Below are 14379 nucleotides of genomic sequence, written 5' to 3' on the forward strand. Positions count from 1 at the left end.
GAATAAAGGACGCGCCAGTCCATCCGGCTCCGGAGGGTTCCACGCGCCCGACCACTGACGCAGGAGTTCGTCTAGCCGAAGGTCTTGCGCAGGCGCAGGAAGACGGCGCGCCCGTACTCCAGGTCGCGCACATCCACATAGGCCAGCTGACCATCCGACCTTGGTCCCACATAGACCTCCCGGGTGCGCTGGACATTGCGTTCGCCGAGGTTCTGCAGCTCGAGGCGAAGGATGAGGTCGCGCCGCGGCTTGTACTCGGCGAAGACCACCACCCAGGTCCCGACCTTGCGAGTCTCCACCTCGCTGAGGCGAAAATAGCGCTCGCGATAGCCGCCCAGGACATCGATCCCCCAGTTGGTCCGCAAGGCCGGCAGGTCCTGGGTGAAATGGGCCTCCCACTCCACCGGGCGCTGACCGGAGATCTCGCGGGCCTGGCCCGTGAGGGGATCGTCCACCTCGCTCTCGCGCCAGGTCCCCTGCCCCTTAAGCTGCCCGCCGCGAACCCCGAGCCGGTCCAGCGGCACGGTGACGTTCAAGATCGCCTCCCGCCGGCTTCCGTCGCCGAGGTTTCCGGGCGCATCGGCCACGGCCACGCCCCGCAGGAAGACCGGCGCGCGGTCAATCACGTCGGCGAGGTCCGAGACCCGGACCGTGGCCACAAGCACCGCGCCGCTTTCGAACCGCTGCTCGAACGCCGCCTCGCTGACCCACGCCTGTTGCGGGCGCAGATCGGGATTGCCCGCCAGCACCGCCCCGGTGCTCACCGCCGAGGAGGAGGCGACGAAGTCATCGAAATTGAGCTGGCCAACCTCGCGCTCCAGCCGCAGGCGCACCTGCCGCCCGCCGCCGGCCGACCAGGCCAGGGAGAGGCGCGGCTTGGTGAAGGCCAGAGACTTTTCCAGGGTCACATCGCCGCTCGAGCCGATGGACGAGGTCTCGTGCCGCAGGCCGCCCTCCAGGGTCAGCCCAGGCCCGCCGCGCCAGGTGAGCGTGCCGAACGCTTCGCTGCGGGTTTCCTCCACCTCCACCTGGGCGGCCGGCACCGGCACCGGGCGGCCGTTGAGGGTGAAGGCTGTGCGGCTGTCCAGCCGGTTCAGCGCCCCTTCGCCGCCGATCTCGGCGGTGATGGACGGGCTGAGCGTGCGGCGCAGGGTCATCCGCCCGACGGTTTCGGTCACCGACTTGTCGAGGTCGAAGTCCCGACGCAGGCCAGGGGCCTCAAAATCGGCCCGGGTCTCCACGTCGTTCCATTGCTGAAAGGCGACCGCCTCAAGGGTGGTTTGGGCGCCCAGGCTGCGGCTGTAGCGACCGCCGAGCTCCTGCTGAAGCCGGACATTGGTATAGTATTCGTATTCTTTGCCGCCACCGCGCAGGCGGTCCGTGATCTCGGCGCTGGCCGGCGTGCGCATATAGGCGCCGTTCAGTCGGAGCCGTCCCCCGGCCAGGGGCGTCTCCATGGCCCCGGTGGTCCAGGCCCTCAGGCCGCCGGCGTCGGCGTCGACCACCGAGTCGATCAGCACCTCCCCAGTGGGGCCAAGGCGCACGCGCGGCCCGTCCCCCAGGGTGTCGTCAGGCCCCTTGCCATAGACGAAGGACGCCTCGAAACGCCGCCCCGCCCACTCGAACTGGCTTTCGCCCCGCAGACTGGTAAGCACGCGGCCGTCATTTATGAAGTGGACCGAGCTCATCAGCGCGCCCTGGGCGCCGCTGGTCTTGGCGCGCACCACATTGGCGATCACCGAACGGCCCTGCATGTCGATGCCCGGCGCGCCGCCACGGATCAGTTCGATGCGCGACACCGCCGAGGCTGGGATGCGTTTGAGAAGCTCATCCAGCGCGTCGTTCTTGGAGACCGGCGGCTGGCCGTCGATCAGCACATTGCCGCCGGAACCGGCCAGGCCGCGCACGCTCGCGCCCTTGTCGAAGGCGAAGCCCGGCAGGCGCAGCACCATGTCATAGGCCGTATCGGGCGCGGCCTCGGCGAACGCGCTGGGCGGATAGGCGATCACGCCCCGGGCGGCGACAGGCGGTTCGGCCTCGGGCGCCGGCGAAGGTTCAGCCTGCGCCACGGCGAAGCTGGCCGCGCTGGCGGCCAGGATTGTCAGGATCACTACGCCCCTCCCCGGAACTGTCACTCATTCGTTTTTTGACAGCTTGGAGGGAAATGGGGGCCGCGGCCAGAGGGACTGGCGCCGGGCGGCTCCGCGAGGTGTCTAGGTCTCGATTTCGAAATAGGCCCGCTCACCGCCCTCGGTGTGGGCGACCATCAGGATGCGGATGTCGGAGCCTTCGGCCAGCTTGAGGGTCAGGCGTCCCTGCCGAAAGGCGTCACGCATGAGGTCGGGCGAGCCGATGAGCTCACCCTTGCCGATCTTCATCTTCTCGTCGCTGCGGATTTCATACCCGACCTTCTCGATCACGCCGGCGTACATCAGGACGCCGTCATCAGCGCTGGTTCGAGAAAGCTTCATGAAGGCTCCGGGCTTTCCGGCGTCAGCGACGGAGGTGGCGGTGACGACGGCTAGCAAAGAGAAACGTCCTGAACCGGCAAAGGTTCCCCCGCCCTAGACGCGTCCGGTCACCGGGATCAGCGCCCCCGTCACCGCCCGGGCCTCAGGCGAGGCCAGGAACAGGATCACTGCGGCGAGGTCCGCGGGCGCGACCCAGGCGGCGAAGTCGGCGTCGGGCATGTCGGCGCGGTTGACCGGGGTGTCGATGATCGAAGGCAGCACGGCGTTGACGGTGACGCCCTCGGCCTTCAGTTCCTCAGCCAGGCTTTCGGTCAGTCGGTGCACGCCGGCCTTCGCCGCAGCATAGGCGCCCATGCCCGCGCCAGCCTTCACCGCGCCGGCCGCGCCGATATTAATGATCCGCCCGGCGGGGCTTGCCTTCAACAGATCGATCGCCGCCCGGCTGGCGTTGGCGGCGGTCTTCACATTGGTGGCGTAGAGCAGGTCCCAGACCGCAGGATCGCCCTCGGCCAAGGTCTGCCAGCGGAAGCCGCCGGCGATATTGATGAGGGCGTCGAGGCGGCCAAAGCGGCTTTTGACCGCCGCCATCGCCGTCTGAGCCGCCACGGGATCGGCCAGATCGACCCCGGTGAGCACCAGGGCGTCGACGCCGCAGGCCTCCACCAGTCCGTCCGGCGGAACCATGCTGTGATCGATCAGCGCCAGTCGGGCGCCCTGGAGGGCGGCGGCCGTAGCGACCACCTCCCCCAGGACGCCGAAGGCGCCGGTGACGGCTATGATACGCGGGCTCATGCGCCCGAGCTTATCAGAGCCGCTCGATGATTGTCACATTGGCCATGCCGCCGCCTTCGCACATGGTCTGCAGGCCATAGCGCTTGTTCCGCGCCTTCAGCCCATGGACCAGGGTGGTCATCAGCTTGGTGCCAGAGGCGCCGAGCGGATGGCCGAGCGCGATGGCGCCGCCATTGACGTTCATATTGTCGGGATTGGCCCCGGTGGCCTTCAGCCAGGCCACGGGCACCGAGGCGAAGGCCTCGTTGACCTCGAACAGGTCGATGTCGTCGATCTTCATGCCGGCGCGCTCCAGGGCCCGCTGGGTGGCGGGCAGCGGGGCTTCCAGCATGATCACCGGGTCATGACCCATCACCGACAGGTGGTGGATGCGGGCCAGCGGCGTCAGGCCGAACTCCTTCAGCGCCTTTTCCGAGACGATCATCACGCCCGAGGCGCCATCGCAGATCTGGCTGGAGGTGGCCGCGGTGATGGCCCCGCCTTCGGCCAGCAGCTTCACGCCGCGGATGCCGTCGAGGCTGGCGTCGAAGCGGATGCCCTCGTCGATGGTGTGATCGCTCTCGGCGCCGTTCTCGTCCTTGATCTTCAGGGCGACGATTTCGTCCTTGAAGGCCCCGGCTTGCGTCGCGGCGATGGCGCGCTGGTGGCTGTTATAGGCGTACTCGTCCAGCTGGTCCTTGGTGAGGCCGTACTTCTTGGCCATCATCTCGGCGCCCATGAACTGGGAAAACTGGATGTTGGGATAGCGCTCCTCCATCCGTGGGCTCTTGTACTGGCCCATGCCAGCCTTGGCGGCGAGCGCGGCCGACGAGCCCATGGGCACGCGGGTCATGCTTTCGACGCCAGCGGCGATGACCACGTCCTGGGTGCCGCTCATAACGGCTTGCGCGGCAAACTGCAGGGCCTGCTGCGAGGAGCCGCACTGGCGGTCGATCGAGGTGCCGGGCACGCTTTCCGGCAGCTTGGAGGCCATGACGGCGTTGCGGGCCACATTGATGGCCTGCTCGCCCACCTGCATGACGCAGCCCATGACCACGTCCTCGACCCGGGCCGGGTCCATGCCCGTGCGGTCGACCAGTTCGTTGAGCACCACAGCGCCCAGATCCACCGGATGCCAGTCTTTCAGCTTGCCGCCCTTGCGGCCGCCGGCCGTGCGCGTGGCCGCGACGATATAGGCTTCGCCCATTGTTCCGCTCCCTTGCCTGGACCCCAGGCCGGGCCAGATGGGGTCATCTGCGCCGGGCGAAGGATCGATCTTCTAAAGCTTGCCGCGCGCCCTGTGGCGCGTCGAAAACAAGTCTATTCAGGCGCCGCGAGGTAAGCCAACTGGGCGTTTTGGGGCGTTTTTTGCTCAGATCGGGAGGACGGCGCCGGGCTGGGCTGGGTCCAGGCGGAAGGTGGCCGGCAGGACCCGCTCGTGGGCCTTCTGCAGCTTCAAGGCCTTGGCCCCCCGGGCCAGGGCGAGCTTGCCCAGATTGGCCGGGCTGACCCCGTCGCTCAGGCGCGGCCGCATTCCAGCCCGCCGGCGCATCACGCCATTGGCGTAGATCACATTGGCCCGCAGCAGGGCCTGAGGCGTCATGAATTCCATGGAAAGCGAGACATTGAGCATCGGCCCGTTCTCGATCCGGTGCGGGGCGTTCTGGGCCCAGGTGACCATGCGGCCCGGGGTCAGCTCGACCTCTTCGGCGCCGGCGTCCCAGCTCGGATCAAAGGCGAACTGCTCGGCGCTCTCCCGCAGGACGATCTTCTCCAGGGCTTCTTCGCCGACATAGGGCGCCTTGGGCGGATAGACCCAGACCCGCTTGGTCCCGCGGATCTGCCACAGGGACACCAGCGGCACGTCCAGATGATAGAAGACCTGCGCATTGGCCGAGGAGATCAGCACGCCGAGGTCGCGCTTGAAGGTGCGCAGGCCAGGCGCCATGGCCTCCTTCTCGGCGAACACCTCATCGGCCAGATCGGCATAGGGTTTCAGATAGAGGTTGGCCTCCCGGAGGTTCAGCCAGATCCGGCCGGCCTTGGCCGACTCCAGAAGCTGCGCCCCGGTGAGGCCATCGCCCGAGCCCTTGCGCCAGGTGGTCCAGGCCCGGGGGTCCTCCCCCATGGTGAAAACCCCCAGCTTGCTCCGGGGATAGGCCTCAAGCGCTTCGGCCAGACCCTCGTCGGTGAACATCGGTCGCTGGTGCAGGTCGTGGGTGAAGTTGAGCGTCTGTTTGCCGAAGGCCGCGGCCTTCTCATCGGTCCAGTCTTGGATGATCATCTGAGGTCTCACCGGGTCAGGCCGCGCTGCGGCCATAGAATTCGATCTTGAAGGGACCCCACCACAGGGTCTTGCCGAGGCCGCGGGCGGCGCGGTCCAGGGTGAAGGCGAAGTCGGGCGCACGGAGCAGCCACTTCACGGCGGCCAGCAGTCCGAAGACCCCGGCCTGGACCAGCCCCTGCGCCATCCAGAAGGCGAGGCCAGGATAGTTGGGTGGCGTGGCCGCGGCGCAGGCCGCCGAAGGCCCCTGGCCATAGGCGAAGGCGCGGCGGATCGTATAGTCCAGGCTCAGCCGGCTCGGGACCGGGTCCTCCCAGACATAGGCTTCGCCCGCCCAGGCGAACCGCGCGCCCCGCGCCTTCATCTGTCCAAACAGCAGGTCGTCCTCGCCGCCGATGTGGTTGCGCAGAGCTGAGAACGGCGCATGGGGATCTGGCAGGGCCGCGCGGCGCAACAGGCTGTTGCCGCAGCCGTAATAGTCCTCGATCAGTCCCGTCTCCGCCGGTCCCAGGCGTGAGAAGAAGGTCTCAAGATAGACGCGGTGTCGGGTGACCTCTGGGGGCGCCCGACCCCGCACGGGGCCGAAGACCACGTCGGCGGCCAGGGTGGCGCGCGTGGACAATAGTCCCGCGAGCCAGTTGGGCGGCGCTTCCTCGTCATCATCCAGGAAGGCGATCAGCTCCCCGTTCGCCCGGGCTAGCGCCGCATTGCGCGCGTTGGCGACGCCGGCTTTCGGCTCGTGCACATAGACCACCGGAAAGGGCGCCTCGGTCGCCAGGGCCTCGACGGTCGCCTGGGCCGAAGGAACCTGGTCGTTGTCGACCACCACAAGCTCAAGGCGCGCCGGATGCACGCCCTGTTGCGCAAAGACGCTGCGCGCCGCCACGCTCAGGCCCGAAAGCCGGCGCTGGGTTGGGATGATCAGGCTGACCGTTTCCGACATGTCTGACTCACCCCTCGATCTCCGCGCCGGTGCGACGCGCCTTGGACGCCACGGCGTTGGCCAGGCCGCGCATTCGGCCGCTCAGGGTGACTTCTACGTCCGAGATGGTTTCGAAACGGCGCCGCACCCGGCCAGCCAGCGGACCGCAGCCGGCCCCCGCCAGACGCCAGGCGCCCTCCCCCAGGCGCGAGCGCCAGCCGGCGGCGCCGGCCGCCAGGGCTGTGCCTTCGCCGATCTCGCGATGGGTCAGGGCATAGGGCGCCTTGTAGTGGTCGTGCCCAGGGCCGAGGTCGTAGGTCCGAAGGCCAAGGTCCGGCATGGCGGCGATGGCCTGAAGCAGGAAGAGCTGGCCCACCGAATAGGCGCCCATCTCAGGATCGGTCGCGGCGATCCAGGGATGGTACACATCCGCGAGGCGCACGCCGAAATGGCCGGCGACAACCTTGCCGTCCACACGCAGGGTGATCATCAGGCCACGGAAGTCGCCCTGCGTCGTTGAGAACAGGCGGCCCATCAGCTCACGCGTCCAGTCCGGCGCCAGGAAGTCGTGCGCGCCGGTGCGTTGGAGCTGATCGCGTTTCCAGGCGATCAGCTGGTCGAAGGCCGCCCGATCCTCGTCCGGCGCGCTCAGGGTGAGTTCCCCCAGCTCCCGGGCGACCTTGCTCTGCAGCCGGCGGTAGTTCTTGAATCGCTTGGGGCTCTGGGCGCGCAGCGCCTCCAGATAGGCGTCGGCGCCCTGCGAAAGCTCGATCACATAGGCGACCTGGCGGCTGCGCACGGCGGCGTCGAACATCCCATGGGGATCGATCAGGCCAGTGAACCGCAAGGCGCCAAGACCCGCCTCCGCCAGCGCGTCTGTGGCGGGGAGCGGCGCCCGGCTGACCAAGGCGTGATAGTCCGACAGGGGCGCGCCGATCGGCCGGGCCAGGCCACCTGTCTTCAAATGGTGCGGCAGGAAGCCGACCGCCTCCCCATCCCGCCGCCAGATCGCCACCCGGGCGTCGGGCCGCACCGCGCCCACGGCCCGGGCGAAGTCCGGCCCCAGCAGCGGCGAGGCGAAGGCCGGCTCGGCGGCGGCGATAGCCCGCCAGGCCGCGATGTCATCGCGGGAGAGGTCGGCCGGGTGCAGGGTTTGGCTTGGTGACATCAGACGGTTCCGCTTGAGCCGTCCCGAAGAGGGATCAGCTGGGGGAGCCGATGCAAGCCTCAGGCCGCTCCGCTTATGGAAAACACTTTATGAACAATGGTTTGCAGCCAGGAGGCGTCCACCTCATCGAAGGCCGACTTCTGGTCTGAGTCCACGTCCAGAACCCCGATGAGCCCCCCTGCGGAATCGAACACCGGGACGACGATCTCGCTGGCCGATCGGGCGTCGCAGGCGATGTGACCGGGGAAGGCGTGGACGTCCTCCACCACCTGAATCTGGCCAGTCTCGGCGGCCGCGCCGCAGACCCCGCGGCCAAAGGCGATCCGCAGGCAGCCCAGGGTTCCTTGATAGGGTCCGACCACCAGCTCCCGGGGATTGTCGGCGTCGACCACATAGAACCCGGTCCAGAAGAAGTGGTCGAAGCTGGCGGCCAGCATCGAGGCCACCGTCGCCATGCGCGCGGTGAGGTTGGGTTCGCCGTCCAGAACGGCGGCGATTTCGTCGGCGAGGGCGGCGTAACGCTCGTCCTTCTCGGCGGGCAGGATCAGGTCGTTGAATGCTTCGGCCATGCCCCCTCCTAGCCGAACCCGGCCGCGGGGGCGAGATCAGGCCGCCAGGATCTGGCGGGCGGCGCGCTTGCGACGGATCAGAGCCTCGAGGCCCCGCACCAGCTTGGCGGCGCCCACGGCGTCGTGATCGTCGCCTTCCAGGATCTGGCCCAGGACATTGAGGTGGGCCTCGACCACCTCGGCCTCACAATGTTCCATGCCGCCGACCTCGGCCGCATAGGCGAGCAGGTCGTCGGTGGCCCGCTCCAACATGCGGTCGCGCACCTGGCGGGCGCGGAAGCGGGTGTGCTGCATCACGCGGTAGGTCATCTGCAGCGTGGCGCGATCCACCCCGCCCCGAGCGACGATGAGCCGGCGCATGGCCTCAAGCTCGACGCTGATGGTTTCCCGCGCCGCCTGGCGTTCCACGACATCGACCACTTCATCGGGGTCGCTGGTCCGGCGCAGGGGGCCGGCATAGCTGATCTCGGCCTTGCGACGGCGATCTGGGCCGAGATAGTTGGCGCTGACAATAAAACTGCGTGGCTGGGTGAGCACCGCCTGGAGCCGCGACAGCAGAGCCGCCGGCGTGAACGGCTTCATCACGAACTCATTGACCCCCGCCTCTCGGGCGATCTCCACCTCAGAAGCGTTGCGATGGCCGGTGACCATGATCACAGGAATGGCCGGGTTGGGGACCGTGGGGTCCCGGGCGACCGCCGCCTGGCGGATAGAGCGAGTGAGCTCAAGGCCGTCCATGAGGGGCATGCGCCAATCAGTGAAGATGACGTCCGGCTCCTGGCGGGCCAGGGCGTGCCGAGCGCTGACACCCTCACTGGCGGCGTAGACGCCCCCCACGCCTGCGGCGCGTAGCACATCGACAATCAGCCGGACCGTGTTGGCGTGGTCGTCCACGACCAACACCTTCAGACCCGACAGATCATCCGCCTTGAGATTTGCGCTGGGTAAGTGCCGCCGACTGTTCATCCGTCCCCCGTCCTTGCCGACATTGCCGGCCAGGACTTGAGATGCGGTTTATGGTCAAGGTTAACGGCGCCTCGTTCAGCTGGTCGGGCGGACCTTGTCTCGGAAGTCGTCTTCGGTCTGGTCGTAGCGGTCGGGATGACGATACTCTTCCCGCGTGGCCTGCTCGGTCACCACATCATTCCGGCGGTCGCGGCGGCTGTAGCGGAACAGTCCATAGGCGATGGCCAGCCCCAACAGGGCCGCACCAATGGGGAAGAGAAGCTCCCAGCTCAGATTCAACATGGCGGTCTCCTTTCAGGACAAACGGTCCCGAACAGAGGGGAGTTCCCCTTACCTACCAGTCGATGGCGGTCCTCAGGGTCAGCAGGGTCTCATCCACGGGACTGGCGCGGAGCCGCTCAACCCGGGCCTGGATCAGATTGGCCGACAGGCGAAGTCGGGTGATCGGGAGCCAGTTGACCACCACGCCATAGGTCGTCATTTCGCCGCCATCTACGGTCTCGTCGCCGAGGTCGAGATAGGTGACCCGGACACCGGTTTCGAGCGCGCCCAGACCACCCTGGCCCAGGGGTTTGGCCGGTCTGATCCGCCCGAACACGCCGTTTTCGATATCGTAGGGACGGGGCTCGCCAGTCCAGCGCCAGGCCGCCTGGGCCGACCAGCCGTAGAAGTCGGGAGCTGAGATCGCGCCGGCATAGTCCACGCCGCCGCCCTCGGCCTGCAGGGTCAATGGCCCGGCCCCATAGCCGATCTCAACGCCGGCGAAGGTCCCCTCCTCAGAGATGAAGGCCCCGGTGTCCAGGAGGCGCGGGGCACGGCCCGTCTCCGGGCGGACGCGCAGCCACACGCCGGGACCCCGTTCGGGCATTTCGGTATGGTAGGCCGACAGCCCCAGGTGCAGGGCGGGCTCGCCGCTCAGCAGGTCGACATAGCCCCGCAAGGCCACCAGCCAGGCTTCCTCCCGTTCGGTGTCGAGGTCACCGTCCTCGGTCTCCCCAAACAGGCCGCCACTGACGCCCCACTGCTCCCCCCAGGCGCGGGCGGCGACACCCAGGCGCCGTCCCGGCGCGAATGTGGAGGCGTAGGCCGATCGCTCCAGGAAGAGCGTCTCATTGCTGGATGTCAGTTCGTCCATCGTGATGGAAGGCTTGAAGTAGCCTGCCGAAATCACCCGGCCCTCGGCCAGCTCATAGGTCAGCATCACATCCTGCAGCGACACCTCCGCGCCGCCGAAGTCTGCCTCCGCCACATACGAGAGCTGCTCGCTCAGATCGCCCTTTGCGCCCAGGCGAAACCGGCGCACCTCGGTCCCCGTGCTCTTGGAGCCTTCATCGTTGTTGTAGACCAGGGCGTCGAACTGAGCCCGGCCGCGCAGGGTGGGCGGCGCAAGGCCGGCGGGTTTCGGCGGCGCGGGGCCTGCGGCCTGCGCCAAGCTGACAGGCGCCTCTACAGGTTTCGGCTGAACCTCAGCTGTGACCCGCGCGATCGGCGCCTCGTTGCGCGCTTCCAGACGGGCAAGCCTCGCCTCCAGCTCACGAATCTTCGCCGCCTGCGCCTCGATCAGGGCCACAACCTCTGGCGACAGGGTCTCCTGCGCCTTCGCCTCAACGGCGACGAAGCTGAGGGCGATCGCCAACCAGGCGGCGTGAAGAGGTCTGCGGGCAAGCATTCCTCCCTATACTGAGGGTCTTCCGACTACGCCATAGCCTCGCCACCATCGGTGATCTGCGATTGGAAAGCTTTTGCGAGGGCGTCACCACACTGCTAATGCGACTGCGTTTCAAAAACATCGGCTCGCAAGGTCCACCCCATGTCCCGCACCAAGACCATCCTGCTATCGGCCTCAGCCATGGCCCTCAGCCTCGCTGTCACGCCTGCCGCCCTGGCCCAGGAGAGCGCGGCGCAGGTCCAGGAACTGATCATCACCGGATCGCAGGTGGAGCTGGCGCCAGCCTATGCCGGCGGTCAGGTGGCCCGGGGCGGCCGGGTGGGCCTGTTCGGCGCCCTGGACATGATGAGCACGCCATTTTCGGCCACCAACTACACCGAGGAACTGGTCCGAAATCAGCAGGCCACCGGCATCGGCGACGTGCTCAAGAACGAACCCATGGTCCGGGTCGCCAAGGGCTTCGGCAACTTCCAGGAGCTCTACGTCGTCCGTGGCTTCCCGGTCTATTCGGACGACATGACCTACAACGGGGTCTACGGCATCCTCCCCCGGCAGTTCGTTGCGGCCGAACTGGTCGAGCGGGTCGAAGTGTTCCGCGGCGCCAACTCCTTTCTCAACGGGGCCGCGCCCGGCGGCAGCGGCGTTGGCGGCGCCTTCAACGTCGTCCCCAAGCGCGCGGGCGAGCCGCTGACGCGGGCCACCCTCGGCTACGAATCCGGCGGCCAGATCCATGGCGCCCTGGACGCCGCCCGCCGCTTTGGCCCCGAGCAGGACTTCGGCGCGCGGCTGAACCTGGTGCGCCGCGACGGCGGAACCGCCATCTCCGATCAGGAGCGGGAGCTGTCAGTTGCTGCCCTTGGCCTAGACTATGATGACGGCCGCCTGCGTTTCTCCGCCGACGTGGGTTATCAGGATCATCAGATTGACCGTCCCCGCCCGAGCGTGACGCCCACCAGCGAGATACCCGCAGCGCCCGACGCCGATATCAACTTCGCCCAGCCCTGGACCTTCACCGACGAAGAGCAGCTGTTTGGCGTGGCCCGTGGCGAGTTCGACTTCACCCCTAACCTTACCGGTTGGGCGGCCCTTGGCGGTCGCGATGGCAAGGAAGCCAATGTCCTGGCCAATCCCACGGCCCAGGCTGGCGGCGCCATCACGGCCTACCGCTTCGACAACACCCGCAAGGACAAGGTGATCTCGGCCGATGCCGGCCTGCGAGCGGCCTTCGCCACCGGCGGCTTCGACCATCTGCTGGTGGCGTCCGTCTCGGCCATCCAGTCCAAGTCCCGCAATGCATACGCCTTCTCGAGCTTCGCCGGCTTCCCTGGCAATCTCTACAATCCGGTCGCCGTGGCGCCCCCGGCGGCCAACTTCTTCACCGGCGGCGACCTGAACAATCCCGGCGTCACCGAAGAGGTGGACAACCGCTCCTTCGCGCTGGCCGACATGATCACCTTTTGGGACGGCCGGATGATCGCCACCCTGGGCGCCCGCTTCCAGGAGATCGAGACTACTTCGTTTGACTACAATACCGGCGCCCGGGTGTCGCAATACGCCGATGACGCCGTCACCCCGGCCTTCGGCCTGGTCTACAAGGCCACGGACGCCGTCTCGGTCTACGCTAACTACGCCGAAGCCCTGACCCCCGGCCAGATCGCGCCCGGGGCGGTGGGCGGGGTCCCGGTCCTGAACGCCGGCGAGATCACCGCCCCCTTCCGCAGCAAGCAGTATGAGGCCGGCGTCAAGTTCGACCAGGGGACCTTTGGCGGGACGATCAGCGTCTTCTCCATCACCCAGCCCAGCGCCATCGTGGTCGCCAACCGCTTCATCGTCGACGGCGAGCAGGAACATCGCGGGGTTGAGCTCAGCGTCTATGGCGAGCCCATGCCAGGCCTGCGCGTCCTGGGCGGCGCGACGGTTCTGAACGCCGAGCGCGAACGCACCCAGGGCGGCGCCTTCGATGGCAAAACCGCCATCGGCGTGCCCGAGCGCCAGGCCAATCTGAACATTGAATACGACCTGCCCGCCCTGCCCGGCCTCACGCTGGATGGTCGCCTCGTCTTTACGGGCCAGCAGTTCGCCAACGCGGCCAACACCCTGGAGCTGGACGCCTGGACCCGCCTGGACCTGGGGGTGCGCTACAGCTTCGACGCCCAGGGCAAGCCTCTCACCCTGCGGGCGCGGGTGGAGAACCTTACCGACGAGGCCGACTGGCTCTCGGCCGGCGGCTATCCGGGCGCCAACTATCTGGTCCTGGGGACCCCGCGGACCCTCATTGTTTCGGCCTCGGTGGATTTCTGACTGGGGCTTTGGGCCGGGCGCGCGGGGATTGGTCCGTTGCGTCCCGGCCCAGAACCGCCTAGTTGAAAGCAATTCGCAAACTCAGCCCTGCCTGTAAGCCCGTCCGCATGACCCGCAACACCGTCCGCGCCTGGTCCGTGGTCCACAAGTGGACCAGCCTCGTCTCGACGGCCTTCATGCTGATGCTGTGCCTGACTGGCCTGCCGCTGATCTTCCACCACGAGATCGATGAGGCTCTCGGGACCCACGGCGCCTACGAGGCCCCGCCGCTGGGGACGCCCACCCTCAGCCTGGACCGCATGATGGCGGTCGCCCTGGCCGAACGGCCCGGCGAGGTCCCGCTCTATCTGAGCTTCGACGAGGACCGACCGGTCATCAATGTCACTACGGGGCCGCGGCCGGATGCGGCCAATGAGGACATGCACTTCGCCTCCTTTGACTGGACGAGCGCTGAGGCCCTACCGCCTCATCCGCAAGGCGGCGTCATGGACTTCATCCTGACCCTGCACATCGAGATGTTCATGGGGCTGCCTGGCATGCTGTTCCTGGGCTTCATGGGCATTGTGGTGTTCGCCGCCATCGTCTCGGGCGTGGTGCTGTATGCGCCCTTCATGCGAAAACTGGATTTCGGCGTGGTGCGGGTCAGCCGCTCTTCCCGGGTCAAGTGGCTGGACTACCACAACCTCCTGGGCGTGGTGACCGTGGCCTGGCTGAGCGTCGTGACCCTGACCGGGACCATCAACACCCTGTCCCTGCCGATCATCCAGTACTGGCAGGCTGACCAGTTGGCCCAGATGACCGCGCCCTATCGCGGTTTGCCGCCGGCCCGCGCCGAGGCCTCAATCCAGCAGGCGATAGACACCGCGCTCGCCGCAGCCCCGAATATGCGCGTCCAGTTCGTGGCCTTTCCTGGCGTGGCCTATTCCACGCAGCACCACTACGCGGTCTTCATGCAGGGCGACACGCCGCTCACCAAGCACCTGCTGACCCCGGCGCTGATCGACGCCCGCACGGGGGATCTCACCGCCATCCGTCCCATGCCATGGTACGCCCAGGCCCTGCTGCTGTCGGGGCCGTTGCACTTTGGCGACTATGGCGGTCTGCCGCTGAAAATCCTGTGGGCCCTGCTCGACATCGCCGCCATCGTAGTCCTCGGCAGCGGCCTCTATCTGTGGCTCAGCCGACGCCGCGCGCCCGCCACCGATCCTGTGGTCGCCCAGCTTGGCGACCGGCCGACCCTGGCGCCGGCGGAATGAGC

13 protein-coding genes are annotated in these 14379 nt (G+C 67.7%); 2 read left to right on the forward strand and 11 right to left on the reverse strand.

What is annotated here, in order from left to right; genetic code table 11:
• Nucleotides 1-71 precede the first annotated feature (71 nt).
• From Q8N19_RS07205 to Q8N19_RS07255, 11 genes are all read right to left on the reverse strand, one after another.
• Nucleotides 72-2111: a TonB-dependent siderophore receptor gene (locus tag Q8N19_RS07205; RefSeq protein ID WP_305589115.1), complete on the reverse strand. Its 2040-nt coding sequence runs from the start codon at nt 2109-2111 to the stop codon at nt 72-74.
• A gap of 102 nt (nt 2112-2213) precedes the next feature.
• Nucleotides 2214-2471 carry a hypothetical protein gene (locus Q8N19_RS07210; protein WP_305589117.1) on the reverse strand — a complete coding sequence of 86 codons (258 nt, stop codon included), beginning with the start codon at nt 2469-2471 and terminating at the stop codon, nt 2214-2216.
• Between the two features lie 93 nt (nt 2472-2564).
• Entirely contained in the window at nt 2565-3263 is a 699-nt protein-coding gene (locus tag Q8N19_RS07215; RefSeq protein ID WP_305589123.1) for an SDR family NAD(P)-dependent oxidoreductase, read from the reverse strand.
• A 13-nt stretch (nt 3264-3276) separates the two neighbouring features.
• Nucleotides 3277-4449 carry an acetyl-CoA C-acetyltransferase gene (locus tag Q8N19_RS07220; protein WP_305589125.1) on the reverse strand — a complete coding sequence of 391 codons (1173 nt, stop codon included), beginning with the start codon at nt 4447-4449 and terminating at the stop codon, nt 3277-3279.
• A gap of 165 nt (nt 4450-4614) precedes the next feature.
• On the reverse strand, nt 4615-5526 hold the full coding sequence (locus Q8N19_RS07225) for a hypothetical protein (RefSeq protein WP_305589127.1): 912 nt from the start codon (nt 5524-5526) through the stop codon (nt 4615-4617).
• A 16-nt stretch (nt 5527-5542) separates the two neighbouring features.
• Nucleotides 5543-6469 carry a glycosyltransferase gene (locus Q8N19_RS07230; RefSeq protein WP_305589129.1) on the reverse strand — a complete coding sequence of 309 codons (927 nt, stop codon included), beginning with the start codon at nt 6467-6469 and terminating at the stop codon, nt 5543-5545.
• Between the two features lie 7 nt (nt 6470-6476).
• Nucleotides 6477-7616, reverse strand: coding sequence for a GNAT family N-acetyltransferase (locus Q8N19_RS07235; RefSeq protein WP_305589131.1), 1140 nt, complete (start codon nt 7614-7616; stop codon nt 6477-6479).
• Nucleotides 7617-7675: 59 nt separating this feature from the next.
• Nucleotides 7676-8185 carry a GAF domain-containing protein gene (locus tag Q8N19_RS07240; RefSeq protein ID WP_305589135.1) on the reverse strand — a complete coding sequence of 170 codons (510 nt, stop codon included), beginning with the start codon at nt 8183-8185 and terminating at the stop codon, nt 7676-7678.
• 36 nt (nt 8186-8221) lie between these two features.
• On the reverse strand, nt 8222-9079 hold the full coding sequence (locus Q8N19_RS07245; RefSeq protein ID WP_305589141.1) for a response regulator: 858 nt from the start codon (nt 9077-9079) through the stop codon (nt 8222-8224).
• A 147-nt stretch (nt 9080-9226) separates the two neighbouring features.
• Entirely contained in the window at nt 9227-9433 is a 207-nt protein-coding gene (locus Q8N19_RS07250; RefSeq protein WP_305589143.1) for an HIG1 domain-containing protein, read from the reverse strand.
• A gap of 52 nt (nt 9434-9485) precedes the next feature.
• Nucleotides 9486-10820, reverse strand: a complete 1335-nt coding sequence (locus tag Q8N19_RS07255; RefSeq protein WP_305589144.1) for an OprO/OprP family phosphate-selective porin — start codon at nt 10818-10820, stop codon at nt 9486-9488.
• A 141-nt stretch (nt 10821-10961) separates the two neighbouring features.
• Here Q8N19_RS07255 and Q8N19_RS07260 point away from each other — a divergent pair, with 141 nt between their 5' ends.
• Both Q8N19_RS07260 and Q8N19_RS07265 read left to right on the forward strand, forming a co-directional pair.
• The gene (locus Q8N19_RS07260; RefSeq protein WP_305589146.1) at nt 10962-13121 is read left to right on the forward strand and encodes a TonB-dependent siderophore receptor; all 2160 of its coding nucleotides are present in this window, start codon (nt 10962-10964) and stop codon (nt 13119-13121) included.
• A gap of 107 nt (nt 13122-13228) precedes the next feature.
• Complete coding sequence (locus Q8N19_RS07265) at nt 13229-14377, forward strand: PepSY domain-containing protein (protein ID WP_305589148.1); 1149 nt, start codon at nt 13229-13231, stop codon at nt 14375-14377.
• Nucleotides 14378-14379 lie beyond the last annotated feature (2 nt).

Source organism: Phenylobacterium sp. (assembly GCF_030693405.1).
Taxonomy (GTDB): Bacteria; Pseudomonadota; Alphaproteobacteria; order Caulobacterales; family Caulobacteraceae; genus Phenylobacterium.